The organism is Adlercreutzia wanghongyangiae, assembly GCF_035989245.1.
Lineage (GTDB): Bacteria > Actinomycetota > Coriobacteriia > Coriobacteriales > Eggerthellaceae > Adlercreutzia > Adlercreutzia wanghongyangiae.
In genome coordinates, this window is record NZ_JAYMFF010000002.1 from 138,325 (window position 1) to 159,508 (window position 21,184).

The following is a 21,184-nucleotide window of genomic DNA, read 5'->3' on the forward strand; positions in this document are numbered from 1 at the left end:
GTACTATGGGATTGTTCGCGCCTCGAAGGAGACCCCATGATTACCAAGCTCACATTCGACCAGATCAGCAGCGCCGTCCACGACGCATACAACGCTTGCAAGGACATCAAGGGTGGCCAGAACGCGCATTACATTCCCTATCTTGCGAACATCAACCCCGGCCTGTTCGGCATCAGCCTGTGCCTGCCCGATGGCCGGCTCATATCCGTGGGCGACACCGACTACCAGCTCGGCATCGAGTCGGTGTCGAAGGTGCACACGGCTATCCTCGCGCTGGAGCAGCACGGGGCACAAACGGTGCTGGACGACATCGGGGCCGACGCCACGGGGCTGCCCTTCAACTCCATCTTCGCCATCCTGTTGGAGAATGACCGGCCCTCCACGCCGCTCGTGAACGCCGGCGCCATTGCGGCGTGCTCGCTCATTGAGCCCCACGGCGATGCCGACGGAAAGTGGAAGGCCATCTTCGACAACATGACCGCCCTTCTCGGCAGCGAGCCGGTACTCATCGACGAGCTGTACCAGTCGGAATCGGCCACGAACTTCGAGAACCGCTCCATCGCCTGGCTGCTGCGCGATTACGAGCGCCTCTACGACGACCCGGAGATGTCGCTCGACCTGTACACGCGCCAGTGCTCGCTCGGCGTAACGGCCGAGCAGCTGGCCATATCGGCGGCCACTATTGCCGACGACGGCGTGAACCCCCTCACGAAGAAGCGAGTGTTCGGCGCGGAGCTTACCTCCAAGGTGGTTGCCCTTATGAGTGCCGTCGGCTTCTACGAGCACTCGGGTGATTGGCTCTACGCCACGGGCCTGCCCGCGAAAACCGGGGTGGGCGGCGCCATCATTGGCGTCATGCCCGGCCTCTTCGGCGTGTGCGCTTTCGCACCGCCACTCGATGACGCCGGCAACTCCGTGAAGGCCCAAGCAGCGCTGAAGCACCTGATGAAGAGCTTGAACCTGAACGTGTTCTCCAACACGCACTTCGACCTCGTGGAAGCCTAGATTTGCCGCGCCTTGCTTACGCTGCGTCTTCCAGGAGGCACACGCCGTAGGTGAAGTGGGAGCAATCGTTCTCGCGGTAGCCTTCGGCCAGCCCCTGCGCCAGCACCTCGTATTCAGCCTGCAGTTCCGCCAATGCACATCGCAGGGCCGCCACGTCGGCCCGCACATCGGTAGCACCCCGCCAAGCGCCATCCCATTCTGGCGGATCGCCCGTTGCAGCAGGGCGGTCGCGCGCGGCGACAAGCGCCGATGCCTCGTCCCGACTCCGACACACAATTTCACGCAACATGGGATTGCGATAGAGCGTGCTTCGGGCCACGTTCGCCCGCTTGGCCACTTGGTAGAACGACGGCACCTTTCCCTCAGCCTGCAAGCTGATCACCGCTTGGCGTACCCGCTGCTCGAGGGAGCAGCGGCGGCCGGTCGCGTTCCCAGGAGGCGCAGACAACGGCTTCCTCGCATCCATAGCCTTTCCTTCCAACAAACATTTGTTCTTGTTTTGGAGAAGTTTAGCGCAGGAAAAATCTCTCACAGACCCTATTGCGGGACACAGAAGGCGTTAACAGGCGCCATGCCGACACCTTCGATAGGCGCACCATACGAACAAGTATGCAGCAGTCTTGCTGAAAGCCGCCACGTCTTCGACTAGCGGGAATTCTGCGAAAGTCCCGTTACGAGAACCCTACGGCGATGTAAAAGAGTGCTTTCAGCCGAGAACCCGCGATCAGTGCTGCGAACCGTTGCCTTTACGGTAAAAGAGACCGAAAACGAAAGGAGGACTCAATGAGCTCGATCAGCCACGTCGCAGCACATCCCGCAATTCACCAGCACAAACGAACGGACACCCAGCACAAGCAGCACGAGAAGCAAGACATCGTCGCCATTATCGGCCGCATTGCCTCCGTTCTCTCGGTGCTCATGTACGTGTCCTACATCACCCAAATCGCGAATAACCTCGATGGCAACCCCGGAAGCCCTTGGCAGCCGCTATGTGCGTTCTTCAACTGCACCATGTGGACCATCTACGGCTTCATGAAGCCTAAACGCGACATTCCCATTATTGTCGCGAACATTCCAGGCATCGTCCTGGGCCTCGTCACTTTCATCACCGCTATCGTGCACTAACGGCAACGTCCGCACCTAATCATCGATCGCGGGTTGCGCACGATGCGCAACCCGCGATCGAGGCCCGCAACGATGCCGCCCCCCCCCCAGAAGCGTGGCCCATGCTCATCCATGCCAACATCCGCGTGTTTACTGAAATCCGGCCTGCCGATCTTAAGACGACTCGTTCACTCGGTCGGCCGCGGTGGCCACGGACGCCCGAGATGCTCTCCATTGCGAGCCGCAGAGCCCGTTTGACCTGCGAAGTGAATGTTCATGGCCGATGCCCGCCATTCCCCGTCAGGCTCTCGCACCAAGGCGAATTCGTAGCGCCCGAAGGAGAACTGATTCTCCGCGACGACATCATCGCCGAAGCTCAGGCTTTCACCGGTGCCATCCCAAGCCCATAACGCACAATGGGCCACAGCGGCATCGGGAGCCGTTACACACACCTGAATATTCGACACCCCGTGAGCCGAAAGGGCAATAGCCGGGAGAAGTCGCCCGTACAACTTGGCTATTTTTGCCCGACCGCATACCGGCGGAAACCCAGGACCGCACAACTGGCCTTCTTCTGTGAACACCGCAGCCACGCCTTCGGCATCACTCGCATCCACGCACCGAGCGTAATGAGAGATAACCTCCTCGATAGCCCGCACATCCTCCAACCGCCGAACGCGCTCCTCCAGCGTCACCGCCGGCCATTCCTCCACGGTAGCCAACATACCTTCCGCAACAGTCTTCATCCTCGCTCCTTCCCACGAACCATTTTTCTCCTGCAACTTTCATGCCAACCCCTGCATAAAAAGCGGAAGGGCAGCCGGGGGAGGCTGCCCTTCCGTGTGGGAGGGGGATAGCTTGTTAGGGGCGATTAGGCACCGACGTGATGGGCGTTGCCGCGCGCTGTCTCCGACTCGGATGCCGCCACGTGGCCACCCGTCAGATTGTCGTCAAGCTCGTTCGCCTTGCGGGCGTAGCCCAGGCGGCGCGCCACCACCACGGCGGCATAGGCAATGGTAAGCAGCAGGCCCATGGCCATCACCCAGTGCACCCAGCACTTCGGCTCGTCGAAAGCACCCAGAGCGGTAGCATCGTCCTCGATGGTCTCGCCGGTGCGCGTCACCATGGGCACGCCATCGTCGAACACCACGTCGGCGTACACAGGCTCGGCAAGCTCATCGATGCCCGCCATCACACGCGCCAGGGCATCCACGCTGCTAGCGGTGCGGTACACCGTCTCGATGGAGCCGCCGCGCGGACCGGGATTCATGCCCGAGGGGGTAGAAGTGCTGCCGACGTTCTGGATCAGCGTGGTATCGCCGATGGTGAACGTACCCGGCACCACCGTCACATTATAGTTCGGGTTGTACTCAAACTCCGCCGTCAGCGCATTCAGATACACACCGGCCATCTCGCCAGCCACGGTGCGCATATACGACAGGCCCTTCAGCGCATCGCCCTCGACCAGGCCGGCCACCTGACCCGTGAACTCGGGATCGGACGTGCCGGCGGGCTTGCTGGCGTTGTTCACCGTCACAATGGCGCGAGCCTGCTCCACCGTCAGGGTGCCGTCTACCGTGGTCGTCCGGAAGTTCTGCGTCACATCGGTACCGGAAGCGTCCACAATCTTGATGGAAGCCGGATCCACCGTCGTAGCGGTCACACCTGCGTTCGTGCGCGAACCCGCCACACGTGCCGTGGCCGTGAAGCCCTCGGGCACGCCGGTGATCTGCGGCTCGCCACCGCCCAGCGCCGTGCCGTCGTACACCTTGGAACGGCTGGGGGCCTCGATGACTACCTCGTCCATATGGGCCGTGCGCACCACCACCGTGGAATCCTTCGACACACGGCGAATCTTGAGCTCATAGCTGGTCTGGCCGTTCGCCACGGGCTGGCTCTCGCCGTTCACCACCACCGAAGCGATGCGATAGCCCTCGTCAGCCACAAAGGTCATGGTCTCGGAATCGCGATTGTACAGCACCGACTGGGTGGCATTGCCGCGAATCGCGCCGTGCGAACCCTCGGCGAACACGCCGCGCACCGTGTAGGCATCGCGGTTGTACACCACGTACAACACGTTCTTCTCCTCGTCGAGGGTCATAACCCGAGCGCCTACATAGGTGGGCTCGCCCGAGAAGCCCTGCACGGGGCGGTACTGCTCCACCAGCGCCGGCACCGGCGTCTCGAAGCCGGCCCAATCCCGCTGCACGCCCAGCACCTCGCCGTTCGTGGAGTCCTTGCAGTAAACAACCGTGTACTTGGCCTCAATGGGCGCAAACGTATAGGTGAACTCGGTGGTCGCGCCGCCCTTCAGCGTATCAGCACCGGGCTCCACATCCCATGCACCGGAATTCGGCTCGTAGCCGTAATGGGACGTGGCGATCGGAAGCTGCAACTGCACCTGGTCGTCGCCCAGGGGCGCCCACTCGCTGCCGTTCCACTCGTTCAGCGTCACTACCACGGTTTTGCTGTCGGCACCGTTGTCCCACGTGCCGTGCTGCACCGCGTACACCGCCGTCGCCTGATACTTGTCGGGAATGCCGTCGCCCTCGTTCGGGTTCGCCACACTCGTGCGGTCCACGCCGTAGCGCACCGTCACCACGTTGTTGGGCGCCTCCGAGGTGATCGCGCCGTTCTTGTTCTCGATGGTGTCGAACGCGTAGCCTTCGAACTGCCTATCCATATCATAGGGAATGGGACCGCCAAAGCCCGCAGTGCCCTCTTCCGTGGCCAGCACCGTGCCATCGTCGGCCACATAGCGCACCAGGTAACGGAAATTACCCATGGTGTACTTCGCCAGGAACGTCACGGGAGCCGTGATATCGGTGGCCGCGGTCGGCCAATTGCACGCGTCATCCAGCAGCAGGCCGTCCGTCTGGGTCAGCGCCGGAATCTGATCTTCGGTCAGATGGCCCACGCCGTCAATCGCCAGCTCACCGTCGGCGTTGTAGCGATTCACCACAGCGCTCTTCTGGGCCTCCTCGGAACCGTCGGCCCACACGCTGTTCTCGTCGTGGGCGAACTTCACCAGCACCTGGTACTTGTCGGGAATACCATCGGGCTCGTTGGGATCCTCCACGCCCATCACGTCGCGTGCGTAGTACGCCTTCACGATGTTCTCTTCCGCATTGTCCGACACCGTGATGGACAACTTCTGGCGGGAATCCCGCTCGTCGAAGACGTAGTTCGTGCCCTCGAAGGTGCGGGTCTTCGGCGCAACGAACGTGTACGTCGTGCCGAAATAGGGATGGTTGCCCGCGGTGCTGTACTCCATGCTAAGAATAGCATCACCGCTGTAGTATTGCGTCTGAACCTGATACTGCTGACGCTCGCAGCGGAACGTGATCACACGACCCGTGCTGCCCACGACCTGGGGCGCGTTCCCGGCCTGCGCGTAGACGTACCCGCGGGGGCATTCCAGCAGGTCGGTCGACACCTCGGTCGTAACGGAAACCGGCTCGCCGTTCAGCTCGGTCACCGTGCGGCGCTCGATTTCAACGTCCTTGCCGTCTTCATCCTGCCACACGAAGCGCGCGGTGAAGAACATGTCGCCATCATAGCTTTCCCACTGCGCCTGCAGCACCACATCGCGGGCCGGCATAGTGAACAACGCGCCCGGCTCGTAGATGCCCAGCTGGTTGCCAGCAGCATCCAAGCACTCCCAAGCAGCCAGGTAGAAGCCTTCCTTCGTTATGCCCGCATCGGTGGCCAGCGTCTTGGGCTCACCCACCACAGCCGAGAACGAGTCTACCGAACCCTCGGCGCCATTCAGGTCGTAAGAAGCCGTATAGCTGCGGGCGTCCACGAATACCGCAATGGCGCGATAGGTGCCCGTCGGCCAATTGATAGTCGTGCCCTGGTACATATCAGCGCCCGAGCCGTTGCCGCGGAACGCCAGCGCCTCGGCAGCCTCATAAGCCCCGGCCTCGTGGGCGCTGTCGTTGGAGATGTAGGCGTCAACCACCCGGTAGCTCACGCCATCGCCCAGGTCGAATCGCACACCCTGAGCTAGTTCGGTCACGCCACCATCGAAGTACATGGTATGGGTGAACAGCGGTTCATCGCCCTCTTCGGCGTTCTGGGAAAACACGAACACCTGCACGCCGTGGCCACCCGTCACGAGGGCGTCCATGGCCTTCTCCTCAACGGCGATGTTCAGCTTGTCGCGCGTGTCGGCGTTGCCCTGCAGCGTCGAGCAGAAATGGACCAGCTGCTCGCCCTCGCCCAGCGCCGTCCAATCGGAGGACGCGGTCTTGTACTCCACCGCACCATCAGTCACCCGCAAAGCCGTCACACTGCCGCCGGTATTGCATGCGCGGGAAATTTCCGCCACCTCGGGAGCCGTCGCATTGGCGGGAGCCACGCCCACCTTGCCGTTCAGCACGTAGCGGTCGCTGCCGAAGTTAAACACCGGCTCAGTTACGGGCAGCACCTGGTCAATGGCAACCTCGCCCACAACCGGCACGCTTACCGTGCGGTCACCCAGCTTCACAGGACCGCCCCACAGCGTGGTAGTCACCATCACAGCATCGCCCTCGATCAGCGTGATCAGCGGCTCATGCACGCGATCCACCGCGTTCGTGGCTACCTGGGTCACGCCCTGCGCAATGGCGTCGGTTACGGCGGTACCCACGCTGCTGACCTGATTCTCGGACTGATTGCCCTCGTCGCCCGCAAGATCCGCGGAATCCTCGTTCTCGGTTCCGTTCTCCTGGTCGGCGCCCTCGTCTTCCGGCACCTCCACGGCAGTCACCTTCAGCACCGCGCCGTCAACCAGCGCATCGGCGGGGATGACGTACAGAACATCGGCCATCGGCTCGGCATCTTCCGCATCGACGGCAACAGCCTCGGTGGACACCGTGCGCTGCGTGCCCGCAGCCTCCAGCACCTCGTCGTTATAGGAAACCGACTCAAGGGTGAACCGCTCGTCAACACGCACGGCAAAGCTGAAATCAGCCTCGGCGTCAACATCCACAACGTCCTGCACCGCTTGGCCGTTCAGCAGCACGCTGGCGTGCTCCGATTCCACCTTCAGCTGCAGGGCGGCTGCCACGGCATCGCCTTCGTCCATCGCGATGACGCGACCGGTCGTCTCCATGGCCTTGTCGGACACCGTAGCGCCGTCCATCTCGTCGGCTACGGCCAAGGCCGTGGGAGTAAACGTCGAAAGAGCCAGCATAGCCGTCAGCGCAACGGCCACCACCTTGCCCTCGGTGCTGTGTCGCGCGTCGATGAAGCGTTCGATTGCCTTCATTTCCACCAACAACTCCTTTTATCTCGGATCGCGGCGATACGCTCGCCTCGTCTCGGCGCCCTTGCGGGCGGCTGTTCCCTGAACCTACTTCTCAGATTGTTGATGATTTTACCGAGCATTTATATGAAAGAAAAAGGCCGCAACGCGCTATTGATGGGGAACTGATAGGGTATTGCCATGGCAACGGTTACGATTTTGTTGGAATTCTGTAGCGAACTGGTAGAAACAGTGCCAACTGCACGCGGAAGAGAACTAGCACTCCCCCATCAAATGGGCCAACTCGCTACGACTGCTGAAGGGTTTGGGACTGCCCGGCTGCACTACCTCGACCAGTTCGCCTTCCCACACATTGCCATTGTCGGCGAACTTCGACGTGCGCACGATACGCTGAAAGCGCACGCGAGAATTGGAGGGAAGCTCCGCCAGGTCAAAGCCGTAGTTCAGGCTGCTCAGCATCTTCTGCAGCGCATCCACCACCGAGGCGTTCGCGTCCAGCCGCACAACGCCGGTTTCGCAGTTGTACGCCAGTCCCTGCGCCAGAAATACAGTGCGTATGCGCTCGCGGCGTTTCTTCTCGGCCCAGTGAATAGCCACGCAAGCAGCGGCGATCACAAGCCACCACACCACAGTGACCACAATGTCAACGGGATTGTCGACCAGGCTGAACTGAAGCGCCTGCCACATCCACAAGAAGAGGACGGAGGCCACCACCAAAATAGTGACGATTATCCAGTTGCTCTTCTGCATCCCATTAACTCCATTGCGCAAGACCTGTTGAGGTCCGATCGTCGGTCTGTTACCAATTAGAAAACTATAGCACAATCCTTGGACCCAAAAGGGCGTAGTCGGTTTTTCTTCTCGATATATTTCCTGATGAAGTGCGCAAATTATGGAAGCCGCTCAATACCCTGTCAGCGGTGCCTCCTCCCAGCACCATGCGCAATGGCAGCGAAAAGGGGCCCGCTGCATCGGCAGCGGGCCCCTTCGGGCTTCTCGGGCGACACTTTGGCAGCGCCGTGTTCGCGTGGGCGAGCTAGTCCTCCACGATCTCCGGGATCGCGCCCATCGGGCACTCCTCGACGCAGTCGCCGCACGCGATGCAGGCATCCTCGTTAACGGCCTCGACCACGCCGTTGATAACCTCAAGCACTTCCTGGGGGCACGCGTCAACGCAGATGGCGCAGCCGATGCACTCGTCAGCTTCAATTACGGGATGAGACATGGGGAACTCCTTTGTTCTCAGTATACGATTCCTCGTCTTTAGGGGTTGGGGCCGAGGCCCTTCAACCACATTGCGCAAGATACCATGAAAGCCGTAAAGCGCAAGCAGGAATCGGTAACTTCTCAGGGAGTGGCTGAGCAGCCGCAAAGCCGCCGCATTTTGGCTCGGCGAGCGGTAGGTCGGGCCCTGCGAACTGGCTCAACGTCAACAAGGTCACGCAGCTGATTTAGCAAATGCGCGGGAGCTGCTCTCCCACCAGCATGTCCAGAATACGAGTGCTACCGAAGGACGTGCGCAGGAACACTTTGGAGCCACGCGCGGGATCAGCCTCGGCCACGCGCCCGATAATGGCGGCATCGCGACCGTAGGGACTCGCCTGCATGGCAGCCAGGGCGGTTTCGGCCTCGTCGGCGGCCACCACGCACACCATCTTGCCCTCGTTGGCCACTTGCAGCACGTCGTAGCCTAGCATCTCGCAGGCGCCCAGTACCGCATCGCGCACGGGCACGGCGTCCTCGTCCACGGTGATGTCGGTGTTCGACTGCGCTGCCAGCTCGTTCAACGTGGAAGCCAAGCCGCCGCGGGTGGGGTCGCGGAAGCAGCGCGTATTCGGCGCAGCGGCCAGCACATCGGCAATCAGATGGTTCAGCGGTGCCGCGTCGCTTTCGATATCCGCCGAGAAGTTCAAGCCCTCGCGACAGCTCATGATGGTGATGCCATGATCGCCCAGGGTGCCGCTGACCAGCACCGCATCGCCCGGACGAATCTGCGCTCCACCCAGGTTCACGCCCGCCGGCACCACGCCGATGCCGCTGGTGTTGATGTAAATGCCGTCGCCATGGCCACGGTTCACCACCTTGGTGTCGCCGGTCACAATGCGCACGCCGGCTTCCTGCGCGCAGGCGGCCATGGAAGCGCAAATGCGCCGCAAGTCGTCCATGGGAAAGCCCTCTTCCAAAATGAAGGCGCAGGACAGATACTGTGGACGCGCGCCCGCCGTGGCCACGTCGTTCACCGTGCCGCACACGGCCAATCGACCGATATCGCCCCCGGGAAAGAAATGCGGCGTGACCACGAAGCTGTCCGTGGAATAGGCCACACGCTCGCCCGGAGCCAACGCCGGCAGCACCGCCGCGTCGTCGCCCGCCAGCAGCTCGTCGGTGCCATAGGCCGCGAAGAACACCTCGTCGATAATGCGCTTCATCATCGAGCCACCGGAGCCGTGCCCCAGCATCACCTTGTCATCAGCCATTACAAATGCCTTCCCGTGGTGGTCAGCACCAATTTGCCATTCTTCACGCCCTTGGTGCCCAAAATGAGGTTGGCCACCGTTTGCACCAACCCCGTTTCGCCGCGCATCACGATCACTTCCAGGCACATGTGCTGGTCGACGTGCACGTGCATCGTAGAGATGATGTTGTCGAAGTAATCATGCTGAATGGTGTGCAGCTTTTCCTGCAAGTCGTTGGAGTGATGGTCGTACACAATGGTGAGCGTGCCCATGACCACCGTGCCCGGCGTAGAGCACTCCTCTTCCACCAAGGCATCGCGCACCAGGTCGCGCACCACTTCGCTGCGGTTCTTCGCCAGGCCGCGCCGCGCCACCAGCTGGTCGAACTCGATCAGCAGGGCCTCGGGCATAGCCACCGAGAACCGCACCAGGTCGTTGCTCATCGCGCGCGCCTACACCCGCTCGACGGTGAAGCCGGCCGCATCAGCCGCGTCGTCCTCCATGGCATCCTTCGCCTCGTCCAGCAGAGCGCGCACCTCGTCCAGCAGATGCTGGGCCGCATGCAGCTTCTCGCCCACCGTGGTGAAACCGGCGTCGGCAGCAGTGTGAGCCAGGTTGTGAGCCCAGCGGCGCTCCAGCTTGATGTGGTCGTCAATCTGGTCGATCATCATTTCCAGCTGGCCGGTGTTAACTCCGTTGGTGCACATGGGCGCCTCCTTTGGATTTGCTACTATATAAGCAGCCAATGTTTTACCGCGAACGTCCCCCCGGCGCAAGATGGAGTGTGAATTTTTCCGTGAGCAGTAACATGTTTGAGGTGACGGGCGAGTCGGTGCTTACCCTGTACGGGGCGAACGTGACAGGTGCGCCGACGTCGGCTCTGCTGGTAATCAGCCAAACGGCGCTCAGCGAAACTGCGCTGTCGGCCCTGGAGAAATCTGCCGCTTCCCTGGAGTTCGGTGCCGCCCCGCTGGCACTGCTGATCGCGGAAAGCCCGGAAGGCTCCGTGGGCGCTGAAGACGTGCGCACCATCGTGGAGGGCTTGGATCCTGTTGCCCTGGTCACGGCCGACGCCTTCGCCGCCGAGCTGCTTTCAGCCGCCTACCGCGTACCGGTAACGTTGGATGCACCCAACCGCCTGCTCGGCCGCACGGCCGTCATCTTCGAGGACTTCGAAGCTCTCATGGAAACCCCTGAAACCAAACAACGAGCCTGGGCTCTGCTGAAGAAGCTTCGGTAGGGGGCAGCGAACAACCTAGTCAAATCGGAGCCATCTCGCATTTCTGCAAAAATGATGGGCGATCTGACCGGGTTTCACCCCCTGCGCCTTGGCTGGGCGGCAAACCTACCGTGCAAATGCAGGCTGGCGCACTGGCCACAAATACCCCGATTTCTATGGACAAACAAACCTCCGACTAGATTTCTGGCCAAAAAATATCCTCTGTATAATGGGTTTTGCTGCCAAACCGCTCTCCAAGCCAGTTTCTCCTGCGAGACTGGCCTTTTTTCCGAGATGTCTACAACCCGCACCTTCTCTTGCTTATACATCCCAACTTTTACGGCCAGAAACAATCCTTCTTGCCGTTATTTGCTTATACATCACGCATTTTGAGGCCACCCACAAAGCAGGGGCCGAAAGCTGCGCGCTCTCGGCCCCGTCGCATACGGCTTTCCAGTCGCCTTTATAAACTCGTGACCACCGCTTCGGCGGCATCCAGCAGCTCGTTCACTTCCTCAGCAGTAGCGGCTTCGGCGTACACGCGCACCAGGGGCTCGGTACCACTCGGACGCATCATCACCCAGGCATCGCCTTCCAGCAGCAGCTTCACACCGTCGCGACGATCCACATCGATGACGCGCTTGCCGGCCACCTCGTCAGCCGTATAGGTGGGCACCATCTCGGCGCGGAAGCGCTCCATCTGCTCAGGGGTGATGGACAGCCCACGACGCGCGAACTCCAAACGCCCGATGTCCTCCAGCATCTCGTCCACCAGCGCGCCGAGGTCCTTGCCAGACTGGGCCATGCACTCCGTGAGCAGCAGCGCCATGAGCAGGCCGTCGCGCTCCTTCACATGGCCGGGAAGTCCGATGCCGCCGGACTCCTCGCCGCCGATCATCACGCCGCCCTTCTCCATCTCACCGTAGATCCACTTGAAGCCGACCGGCGTGCTGACCAGTTCCAGCCCCAACTTGCGGCACATGCGGTCGAGCATAGCCGAAGCCGTCACCGTGGACACCACACGGCCCGTCTCGCCGCGATCGACCATGTGCTTGGTGAGCAGCGTGATAATGCGATGCGCGTTCACATAATTGCCCCGGGAATCGCCAGCGGCAATGCGATCGGCGTCGCCATCGTTGATGAACAGCGCGTCATAGCCGAGCTCGCCCACCTTGGCGAGGCCCTCGTCCACCCAAGGCTGGATGGGCTCGGGATGCAGCCCCGCGAACGTGGGGTCCTCGGCGTTGTGGATTTCCACCACTTCCACGCCCATGTCGCGCAGCACGTCAGCCAGGTAGTGGCGGCCGGCGCCGTACAGCGGGTCGCACACTACGCGCAGGTTGGCGGCACGGATGGCCTCCACGTCCACCAGCTCGCACAGAGCGGCCAAGTAGTCGGTCATCAGGTCGACCGTTTGGAAGGGGCCGAGCACGTCGGTGGGCTCGGCCGGCAGCACCGCTTCCACGCGATCGGTAAACTCGGCGGGGCTCGCACCGCCATCGGCCATGCGCAGCTTCACGCCCAGATACTCGGCAGGGTTGTGGGAGCTCGTGAGCATAATGCCGCCCACCGCGTCGTCATTGTGAGCCACCGACCAGCACAGCGTGGGCGTGGGACAGTAGTCTTCCGTAAGCAGCACGTTGAAGCCGTGGCCCGCAGCAACCTGAGCGGCCAGCTCAGCGTAGGCGTGGGCGTCCTGACGGCAATCGTGACCAACAATGAGCGTGCCGGGCGCGTCGGCATCGCGCCCCGCGGCCACCGCTTCCTCCTTGAAAATGCGCGCGGCGGCGTCGATGACGCGATTCAGATTGTCGGGCGTAAAATCATCCCCGATAATGGCGCGCCAGCCGTCGGTTCCAAAATGAATATCAGCCATAGGTATGCCTCCTTGGCAATGCTGCGGTTTCCATGCCCGATCGATTATAGATGATAGGCAGACAATTTCGAAGGAAATGCGCTCGTACCCATCTGCCCTTAGTGCAGATTCAGCGTCGTTGTGCCTCCTTAAGCTATACTGGCCCCACACTCAACCGCCATCACCGCAGGGGAGAATATGGCAAGCCAACCATCGCCGTCGAGAAAACAACCGCTTTTTACTGCGCCGGCATGCCTCGTCGTCCTCGGCCTCGTATGCGCCATCACCACCGAAGAGCTGCTGGGCTATCAAGTTCTTTCCCTGGGAGAGCGGCCTTTCAGCAGCTATGTATTACTCTGCCTTATCCAGGCAGCCCTTGCCATCGTCTTGCTTGCAGCTGGACCGCATTTGGGAAGCATCCTCACCCGGCCGTCCCTGCTGGCGGGCACCGCGGCAATCGCTCTGGCCGGATCAGCCTTGGCAAATGCCGGAAGCACTGACACGGCCGGCATAGCCCCCCTCGTGGGATTCGCTCTTCTCGCCCTTGCCTCCTTTGTTCTGAAAATCACAACCCTGGAGATTTTCGCCGATGCGCCACCGTGGAAGCTGTCAGCGCTCATTTTCTGCGCCGTACTGATTCAGCCATTTCTTGCCCCGTTATTTGCCCTACCGAACCGCATCACGTGGTTTCTTGCCGGCGTGACGGCCGCAATCGGCATCAGCCTCACTGCAGCAGCCCGATCTATTCTGACAAAACGCGCCACCCAACACGACCCGGGAATCCCGCCATTCCAGCACCCTTTTACGCCCTCGCTTCCCGTTCTCGGAGGTGTTGGGGTCATCTGCGCCGCCACTTCGTTCCTGAATCCATTATCTTTGTACGACTCCATCACAACAAACGATTTTCTCGCCTTCACCTTCCTCACCCATTTTGCGGCCGCCCTCTTGTTCGGCATCGTCATCTTCGCAGGGCACAACTCCTCCTACGCCATCGCTTTCAAAAGCGTCGACTCGTTAGTGTTGATTGGGTTTTTCCTCTTGGCGCTCATGGGCGCAGGATCGCCGCTTCCTCGCGCCGTATGCACAGCGACATTTAGCCTGTTCGAGTTCATCACCTTCCTGGCCATAGCCGATCTGGCCTCCTACTCGAGCACGAATCGCCTGCGACTCTTCGGCGGCTATTACCTCCTTATGCGCACAAGTTCCCTGATCGGCATTGCGCTCAATGCTGGCGATGTGGCCTTTATCCCGCTTGCGTCAGGAGCGTCCCTCTTTGGCTCAATGTTGGCAGCCGCCTGCGTCATCGCGGCTATCTGGCTCATTACCGAACCGCATCTGAACCAGTTCTTCTGGGGTAATCCGGCGACGGAAATCGGAATCGCCGCAACGCGCCCAACCATCCAGCAGATGCTCGAAAGTGCGCCGCGCGATGCCGCCTCGCTCTCACCCGAAACGCCGGAGACCCCGGAAATGGACCTGGCCGCTCTCATTGATCGAAGCGTGGGCCAACTGGCGATCGAGCACGGCCTCACGCCTCGCGAACGCGACGTGCTTGCCCTCATGGCACAAGGCAGATCGTCCACATTCATCGGTGAAGAATTGTTCGTCAGCACCAACACGGTACGCAAGCACATTGCACATGTATACGAGAAACTAGGCGTGCACTCGAAGCAGGAACTTCTCACCCTCGTGCAATGCGAGAGCACTCATATTACCTGTTCACAGTAGTAATTATCTACCGCCTTACCCGTTTTGCACCAGACGATAATCCATGCAAAATGGTGCGTCATGCGGGTCGATTCATCCACCTTGAGACCCGTAACATCCTCCTTGTCATTCGGGGCGCGGAAGCAGCGCCTCGGCTATCCAAGGAGGGAACGCTTTATGACGAATGAGTTCAGCACCACACGCCGCAACTTTCTGAAAGGGGCGGGCATCGGCGCGCTCGGCATGGCGGGAATGACCGGCCTGGCCGCCTGCGCGCCGTCCAAGGCGAGCGACGATCCTGCGGGCGAGGCGCTGTCCGACACCGGCAACGCCACCAACGCCGACTGGCTGGAAGCCGAGCCCGAAATTGCCGCCGATCAGATCGTGGAGACCGTGGACGCCGACGTCGTCGTCTGCGGCGGTGGCAACTCGGGATTATTTGCCGCCTGCGCAGCAGCCGAAGAAGGAGCTCGCACGGTAATGTTGGAGCAGTTCGCAAAGGACTCCGGCAGCGGCGTGCGCGACGATCTGGCCGCCTACAACACCCGCATCCAGCAGCAGGAGGGCTCGCCTCTCGATCCTGCCGAGATGGGCACGTTCATGTGGGGACAGGCCTCGGGTTTTTCCAATCAGCGATTGTTCCGCGTTTGGGTCGAGGAAAGCGGCGAAGCCCTCGACTGGTACGCCGACCGCATCGAGGAAGCTGGCTACAAGATGAAGCATCAGCTGGTGAACCCGCCAGCCGACCAGGAGCGCAGCTTCTCGTGCTGTGTTGGTGTGGACTGGGGCACCGAGGGTATCACCATGGGCAGCACGACGAATAACGGCCAGTACATTCTGAATCCCTACGCTGAAAGCATCGGCGTCGACTGCCGTTGGGAAACCAAGATGATCAAGTGCATTAAAGACGGCGATCGTGTGACGGGCGTTATCGCACAGAATGCGAACGGCGATTACATTCAGTTCAATGCGACCAAGGGCGTTATCCTCTGCTGCGGAGGCTATCTGGGCAACCCCGACATGATGGCCGCCATCCAGCCCGACATCGAAAAGGTAACGGTGTACAACTGGACTTGGCCTGGCACCAACGGCGATGGCATCAAGGCCGGGCTGTGGGCAGGCGCCATGATGGATCCGGCCCATTCCGTCAGCTCGTGGGAGCAAGGGCTCGTGCCTCCGAACATGGTGGTGGCCGACGCCCATGACACCAACGAGACCTACTGGCTGGGACCGCTGCCCTTCTTGCGCGTAAACCTCGAAGGCCAGCGCTTCATGAACGAGTCTTCTTTCTTTGACACGCTGGGACACGCCCTGCAATACCAGCCGGGTCACACCGCCGTGCAGGTGTTCGACGCCTCTTGGAAGGAAGACGCCGAGCAATTCAATGTATATGGCGCCCATCGCTATTTCCCCTACGACAACGGACTGGCGCCGCTGTTTACCATCGACATGGTTGAGGAGAACATGGCCCCGCAGCTTGAGAGTGGGCTTATCGTGCAAGCCGACACCATCGAGGAACTTGCCGAGAAGGTTGGAGTGCCGGCGGACAACCTCGTGGCCACCGTTGCGCGTTACAACGAGCTCTGCGACGCAGGCGTTGACGAGGATTTCGGCAAAAAGCCCTATCGTATGTCTCGAGTCGACGAGCCGCCGTTTTACGCTGCACGCTTCGCTCAGCAAGGCTCGCACACCATGGACGGCCTCGTCATTAACGAGGACATGCAAGTATTGGATGAGAACTTGCAGGTGATTCCCGGCCTGTACGCCGCCGGCGACAACTCTGGCTGCTACCTGGGCATCACCTACCTCGGCAACGCCGCGGGCAACGCCGCCGGGCGCTCGGTGACCTTTGGTCGCCATGCCGGCCGTCACGCCGCGCAGAGCTAGGCCTTCAACCTCCTCGTTTCCGCCACGCGCGGATGCATTTCTGAAGCGAACCTGGGCTTTCCCTCCCCGCCCAGGTTCGCTTTCGTTTGGCGTGATACCATAGAGCCACCAAACGTTCTATGGAAGTGAGCAACTATGGCGAATGCACTTTTGGCGAAGGATCCTGCGCAAACCTGCGTGCTGGTGACGGGCGGTGCCGGCTTTATCGGCAGCCACACGGTGGTGGAGCTGCTGGAGCGCGGCTACCAGGTGGTCATCGTGGACGATCTGAGCAATTCCAGCCGCGAGGCCGTGCGCCGCGTGGGCGAGATTACCGGCGTGGAGCCCGTGTTCGCCGACGTAGCCACCGAGGAAGTGGCCGAGGCCGCGGCTGCTGTGGCCGGCGCAACGATACGCGAGGAGACCCCGGGGCCGTCGCTTACCTTCTACGAGGCGAACATCCTGGACCGCGCGGCGTTGGAGACCATCTTCACCGCGCATCCGGTAGACGTCATCATCCACTTCGCTGGCTTCAAGGCCGTGGGTGAAAGCGTGGCCAAGCCGCTGGAGTATTACTGGAACAATATCGCGGGCACGCTGGTGCTTGCCGAAGTGGCCCGAGAACACGGCTGCAAGAACATCGTGTTCTCGTCGAGCGCCACGGTGTACGGCGATCCGGAGTTCGTGCCCATCACCGAGGCGTGCCCCAAGCACAACGCCACGAACCCCTACGGCCAGACCAAGAGCATGTTGGAGCAGATTCTGACCGACCTATACGTGGGCGACAACGAGTGGAACGTCGTGCTGCTGCGCTACTTCAACCCCATCGGCGCCCATGAAAGTGGACGTATCGGCGAGGATCCGAAGGGCATTCCGAACAACCTGCTGCCCTACGTGGCCCAAGTGGCCGTGGGCAAGCTGGAGCGCGTGGGCGTGTTCGGCGATGACTACGACACGCCGGACGGCACAGGCGTGCGCGACTACATTCACGTGGTTGACCTGGCGCGCGGCCATGTGGCGGCGCTGGATTGGATGGCCGGCCGCGTGGGCACCGGCGAGCCCATCGGTCTGGGCTCGATGGCGGGCGAGCCCGCTGAGGACGGGTCGCGGCGCGGCGTGGGTATTTTCAATCTGGGAACGGGCAACGGGTCGTCGGTGCTGGATGTCATCCATGCATTCGAGGCGGCCTGCGGCCATGAGATTCCCTACGCCATTCTGGACCGTCGCCCGGGCGATATTGCCGCCTGCTACGCCGACGCGTCCAAGGCCCGCGACGAGCTGGGCTGGACGGCCGAGTACGACATGGCTCGCATGTGCGCCGACGGCTGGCGCTGGCAGTCGCAGAACCCCGACGGCTACGGAGACGCGAAATAACGCTGCCGAGCGACAAAAAGCACGTTTCTCAGAATAGGGGGAGGGCCGGAGCGCCCTCCCCCTAAGTTTGCGACGCGCAATTACTGGGCACTCTTCCGCCCCAAAAGCCGAACGATCGACCCCCCCGCAGGTTCTGAGAAACGTGATTTTAGTCACGAAATCTCCTGCGCAGCGAAAAAGCGGTTGCAGTGGCGCCCAGGGTAGCGCCGAGGGTGTCGGTAAGCCAGTCGGCTGGGTCGCACAGACGGCCGGGTACGAACAGCTGATGGAACTCGTCGCTCGCGCCGTACAGGCTGGCCAATCCGATGGCCGAGATCGTCAGCAGGGGAAGACGTACTTCGGGCCGTGTTTGGAACAACGCCCCCAGCACGAGCACGCCCAACACCACGTATTCGCAGAAGTGGGCGGCCACCGACACCACATCGGTTCCCTCGCCGAACACCGGTGCAGCCACCACCGAAAGCCAGCGCTTGATGTTCGCCACCAAGCCTGCGCCGTCATCCAAGTCGCTTCCGGTATGGGCCGACATGAAGAAGATGAATGCCGCCCACGCCGCCACCAGCACCCACGACAACGCCACCTTCGCCGAGGAACTCATTCCTGCACCAACGCCGTAATCTGGGCCGGATCGGTAGCCAGCATATCAGGCTCCCAGCCTTCAGCGGCAAAATCGGCCGGATCGTGATACCCCCAGCTCACGCCCACGGCATAGCACCCGGCGTTTCGCGCCACGTGAATATCTCCCGGCGAATCGCCCACATATACCGTACGCTCGGGAGTGCTGCCCAGCTCCTCAATCGTGGCAAGCAGTCCTGCCGGATCGGGCTTGCGCGGGAAGTTCAGCGGACCACCCTCGCCGTGCACCGCGTCCACCGTGCCATCAAGGCATTTCTTCACGATGAACTGCACGCCACCATCGAACTTGTTCGAAAGAATGCCCAGCTTGCAGCCATGCTCACGCAGCGCGGCCAACATGGCCCGAACACCCTCGTAGGGATGTGTGAGGTCGTTGGGATAGGTGTCATAGGCCTCCATCCACCGGCGATGCACCCGGTCAGTCACTTCATCGGGCGTTCTCTCCGGCACCGCCTGGCGAATGAGGGCCAAGGCGCCATTGCCCACATAAGAGTTGATTTGCTGGCGCGTGCGCGGCGGCAGGCCGGCTTCTTCCAGCACGTCGTTGGTCAGCACCACCAGGTCGTCCAGGGTATCCAGCAGCGTGCCGTCCAAGTCGAAGACGAACGTGTCGAAGGACGACTGCAATGCAGTTTCAGCCATAGGGCAGCTCCTTGATTGGCTTGCGAACATCTGAGCACTTTCCAGATAACCACGACTCGCAACGCCGGGCCAGCCCCTGCGCCGAAATGTCAGCGGGGATTCACAATTGTCCTGCGACGCACGCGAAGGCCGCGTCGTGGTATGGTGGAAGAACCGCGCCCGCCGCGCACCTTCCCCAGAGAACAGGAGTCCGCCATGGAGTCATTGAAGCGCATCGCACTCGTTACGGGCGCATCGTCGGGATTGGGCCGCGAATTCGCCCAGCAGCTCGACCGCATGCAAGCCGCCGACGAACTATGGCTCGTGGCGCGCAGTGCCGATGCCCTGAACGAGGTGGCCGCGCTGCTGGACAGCCCCTGTCGTGTTATTACCGCCGACCTGAGCACCAAGAAGGGCGTGGCGAAGGTAACGAGCGCTCTGAACGAGACCCAGCCTCGTGTGAATTTCCTGGTGAACGCCGCCGGATTCGGCAAGTTCGGCGATTGGGAGGCCGTTTCCCAGGCCGACGTTGATGCCATGGTGAACCTCAATTGCCGCGCGTTGGTGGACCTCACGCACGCCACGCTGCCCTTTATGGAGCGCGGCAGTCGCATCATCCAGGTGGCCTCGGCAGCCGGCTTCCTGCCGCTACCCCACATGAATGTGTACGCCGCTTCCAAAGCCTTCGTGTTGCGTTACACCCGCGCTTTGCGGTGGGAGTTGCACGGCAAGGGCATTTCAGTTACGGCGCTGTGCCCCACATGGGTAAAAACAGGCTTCGAGGCCGTGGCGCGCGATACGGACGACGCCAACGCCGTGGGCCACCTGTGGGGCGAGCAGGATGCCGCCACTGTGGTGCGCCGCGCGCTCTGCGCCAATCGGGCACACCTGGCCGTAGCCTGCGCCAGCCCACAGTCGGCCGCCCTGCGCCTGGCAAGCAAGGTTCTTCCCAGCTGCATCACCATGGCCGGCTGGAACATCGCTCGCCGGCTTTAGGGGCAGCACCGTCGCCGACGCGAGGCGGCACAGCAGCCGCGACATTGCGATTCTGAGCTACCATACAGGGCGTAATCCGCCACAGGGAAAGCGAGAGACCCCATGCTGTACAACGAACGTGATTTACGTGATGAGCAAGCGCTGGATATTGCCCAGAAGATGCTGGTGGCGGCACGCACGGCGCCGAAGGGCAAGGGCATCGACGTAGTGGAATGCGCCGCGGTGAACGGCGATGAGATGGAAGCCCTCGCGTGCGCTATGGAGGTCATCGGCGAGGAGCGTGGCCACAAGTTCTTCCTGCGCGATGCCGGTTGCGTGCGACGCAGCCAGTGCGTCGTGCTCGTGGGCACGCGCACGCAGGAGCAGGGTCTGAACTGCGGTTACTGCGGTTTCGCCACCTGCGTCGAGAAACCCGCCGAAGCCCCTTGCGAGGTGAACGCCGTGGATGTGGGCATCGCCCTGGGCGCCGCCGTGGCCCGCGCCCAAACCTACGGGGTAGACACGCGCATCATGTTCTCCGCCGGCACCGCCGCCGCGCACCTGGGCCTGCTGGGCGAAGGCGTGGGTCAGGTGTACGCCATCCCCGTGAGCATCAGCTCCAAGAGCCCCTTCTTCGACCGCGGCTAAACCAGAGGCGACCTTTCGCGCCACGCCTCCTTAGCCAATCGCGCCATAATCGCGCCAATCGCGCCATAATCGCGCCATAATCGCGCCATGGCGCAATTCCGAAAGGACGGATTTATCCAGCACTTCGCCGATGCAGCCCTCGCCGCCATCAACGCCTATCGCGCAAGCGCGCTGTAAGCGTGCCTACCAGTCGATCTCCTCGTAGACGAGACCGTGAGCGTTTTCAAGGTAAGCGAAAAACTCGGTACAGTCGTATACGGGGATGGTCGAGCGCTCGAAGTCGGCTTTATTGCGCGTAATGATGGCATCGACGTGCAGCTTCTTGGCGCACTGGTACAGGCAGGCGTCCTCGAAGTCGGGCCACGACGATTCCAGCGCGTTCTCGATGTCATAGTCGTAAAGCCGATTGACCACCCTCGACGCGGCAGAGCATGGAGCCGAAATTGCCACACGCGTGCACTACTCCC

Annotated in this window: 20 protein-coding genes; 8 read left to right on the forward strand and 12 right to left on the reverse strand. The window is 61.7% G+C overall.

Translation table 11 applies throughout. From position 1 onward, the window contains the following. The first annotated feature begins 36 nt into the window (after positions 1–36). Positions 37–1,005 (forward strand): glutaminase A, encoded by a 969-nt coding sequence (glsA, locus tag VIN30_RS00930; RefSeq protein WP_338208535.1) that lies wholly within the window; start codon positions 37–39, stop codon positions 1,003–1,005. Between the two features lie 16 nt (positions 1,006–1,021). Here glsA and VIN30_RS00935 read toward each other — a convergent pair whose 3' ends face one another. Continuing rightward, positions 1,022–1,471: a hypothetical protein gene (locus VIN30_RS00935; RefSeq protein WP_338208538.1), complete on the reverse strand. Its 450-nt coding sequence runs from the start codon at positions 1,469–1,471 to the stop codon at positions 1,022–1,024. Positions 1,472–1,788: 317 nt separating this feature from the next. On the opposite strand from VIN30_RS00935, the gene VIN30_RS00940 reads away from it, so the two are divergent. Continuing rightward, the gene (locus VIN30_RS00940) at positions 1,789–2,130 is read left to right on the forward strand and encodes a SemiSWEET family transporter (RefSeq protein ID WP_338208540.1); all 342 of its coding nucleotides are present in this window, start codon (positions 1,789–1,791) and stop codon (positions 2,128–2,130) included. A 167-nt stretch (positions 2,131–2,297) separates the two neighbouring features. On the opposite strand, the gene VIN30_RS00945 is transcribed toward VIN30_RS00940, so the two are convergent. The 7 genes from VIN30_RS00945 to VIN30_RS00975 all read right to left on the reverse strand — a co-directional run bounded on the left by VIN30_RS00945 (position 2,298) and on the right by VIN30_RS00975 (position 10,523). Further along, a complete protein-coding gene (locus VIN30_RS00945) occupies positions 2,298–2,855 on the reverse strand; it encodes a nuclear transport factor 2 family protein (RefSeq protein WP_338208542.1) in 558 nt (185 codons plus the stop codon). A 125-nt stretch (positions 2,856–2,980) separates the two neighbouring features. Then, positions 2,981–7,363 (reverse strand): MBG domain-containing protein, encoded by a 4,383-nt coding sequence (locus VIN30_RS00950; protein ID WP_338208544.1) that lies wholly within the window; start codon positions 7,361–7,363, stop codon positions 2,981–2,983. Between the two features lie 252 nt (positions 7,364–7,615). Then, complete coding sequence (locus VIN30_RS00955; protein ID WP_338208546.1) at positions 7,616–8,110, reverse strand: hypothetical protein; 495 nt, start codon at positions 8,108–8,110, stop codon at positions 7,616–7,618. Positions 8,111–8,396: 286 nt separating this feature from the next. Further along, entirely contained in the window at positions 8,397–8,585 is a 189-nt protein-coding gene (locus tag VIN30_RS00960) for a 4Fe-4S binding protein (protein WP_326424718.1), read from the reverse strand. Positions 8,586–8,811: 226 nt separating this feature from the next. Continuing rightward, on the reverse strand, positions 8,812–9,837 hold the full coding sequence (gene hypE / locus VIN30_RS00965) for a hydrogenase expression/formation protein HypE (RefSeq protein WP_338208550.1): 1,026 nt from the start codon (positions 9,835–9,837) through the stop codon (positions 8,812–8,814). Then, entirely contained in the window at positions 9,837–10,259 is a 423-nt protein-coding gene (nikR, locus tag VIN30_RS00970) for a nickel-responsive transcriptional regulator NikR (RefSeq protein ID WP_338208552.1), read from the reverse strand. Before nikR ends, hypE begins: the two co-directional genes overlap by 1 nt. A gap of 9 nt (positions 10,260–10,268) precedes the next feature. Then, on the reverse strand, positions 10,269–10,523 hold the full coding sequence (locus VIN30_RS00975) for a dynein gamma chain protein (protein ID WP_338208554.1): 255 nt from the start codon (positions 10,521–10,523) through the stop codon (positions 10,269–10,271). Positions 10,524–10,624: 101 nt separating this feature from the next. Here VIN30_RS00975 and VIN30_RS00980 point away from each other — a divergent pair, with 101 nt between their 5' ends. Next, positions 10,625–11,056, forward strand: coding sequence for a hypothetical protein (locus VIN30_RS00980; RefSeq protein ID WP_338208556.1), 432 nt, complete (start codon positions 10,625–10,627; stop codon positions 11,054–11,056). A 442-nt stretch (positions 11,057–11,498) separates the two neighbouring features. Here the strand turns inward: VIN30_RS00980 and VIN30_RS00985 are convergent, their stop codons facing one another. Beyond that, positions 11,499–12,911: a phosphohexomutase domain-containing protein gene (locus tag VIN30_RS00985; protein ID WP_338208557.1), complete on the reverse strand. Its 1,413-nt coding sequence runs from the start codon at positions 12,909–12,911 to the stop codon at positions 11,499–11,501. Positions 12,912–13,088: 177 nt separating this feature from the next. Between VIN30_RS00985 and VIN30_RS00990 the strand changes: the two genes are divergently transcribed. The 3 genes from VIN30_RS00990 (at position 13,089) to galE (ending at position 17,837) form a co-directional block, all read left to right on the forward strand. Next, complete coding sequence (locus tag VIN30_RS00990) at positions 13,089–14,618, forward strand: helix-turn-helix transcriptional regulator (protein ID WP_338208559.1); 1,530 nt, start codon at positions 13,089–13,091, stop codon at positions 14,616–14,618. 156 nt (positions 14,619–14,774) lie between these two features. After that, positions 14,775–16,484 carry an FAD-dependent oxidoreductase gene (locus VIN30_RS00995; protein WP_338208561.1) on the forward strand — a complete coding sequence of 570 codons (1,710 nt, stop codon included), beginning with the start codon at positions 14,775–14,777 and terminating at the stop codon, positions 16,482–16,484. Positions 16,485–16,619: 135 nt separating this feature from the next. Further along, complete coding sequence (gene galE, locus VIN30_RS01000; RefSeq protein WP_338208563.1) at positions 16,620–17,837, forward strand: UDP-glucose 4-epimerase GalE; 1,218 nt, start codon at positions 16,620–16,622, stop codon at positions 17,835–17,837. A gap of 148 nt (positions 17,838–17,985) precedes the next feature. Here the strand turns inward: galE and VIN30_RS01005 are convergent, their stop codons facing one another. Both VIN30_RS01005 and VIN30_RS01010 read right to left on the reverse strand, forming a co-directional pair. Next, a complete protein-coding gene (locus tag VIN30_RS01005) occupies positions 17,986–18,435 on the reverse strand; it encodes a VanZ family protein (RefSeq protein WP_338208565.1) in 450 nt (149 codons plus the stop codon). Next, positions 18,432–19,115 carry an HAD family hydrolase gene (locus tag VIN30_RS01010; RefSeq protein WP_326424728.1) on the reverse strand — a complete coding sequence of 228 codons (684 nt, stop codon included), beginning with the start codon at positions 19,113–19,115 and terminating at the stop codon, positions 18,432–18,434. Before VIN30_RS01010 ends, VIN30_RS01005 begins: the two co-directional genes overlap by 4 nt. Before the next feature lie 195 nt (positions 19,116–19,310). Here VIN30_RS01010 and VIN30_RS01015 point away from each other — a divergent pair, with 195 nt between their 5' ends. Together VIN30_RS01015 and VIN30_RS01020 are read left to right on the forward strand one after the other, a co-directional pair. Then, positions 19,311–20,090 (forward strand): SDR family NAD(P)-dependent oxidoreductase, encoded by a 780-nt coding sequence (locus tag VIN30_RS01015; RefSeq protein ID WP_326424729.1) that lies wholly within the window; start codon positions 19,311–19,313, stop codon positions 20,088–20,090. A gap of 102 nt (positions 20,091–20,192) precedes the next feature. Beyond that, on the forward strand, positions 20,193–20,717 hold the full coding sequence (locus tag VIN30_RS01020) for a ferredoxin domain-containing protein (RefSeq protein ID WP_326424730.1): 525 nt from the start codon (positions 20,193–20,195) through the stop codon (positions 20,715–20,717). A gap of 183 nt (positions 20,718–20,900) precedes the next feature. Here the strand turns inward: VIN30_RS01020 and VIN30_RS01025 are convergent, their stop codons facing one another. Continuing rightward, entirely contained in the window at positions 20,901–21,167 is a 267-nt protein-coding gene (locus VIN30_RS01025; protein WP_326424731.1) for a PIN domain-containing protein, read from the reverse strand. Positions 21,168–21,184: the final 17 nt, after the last annotated feature.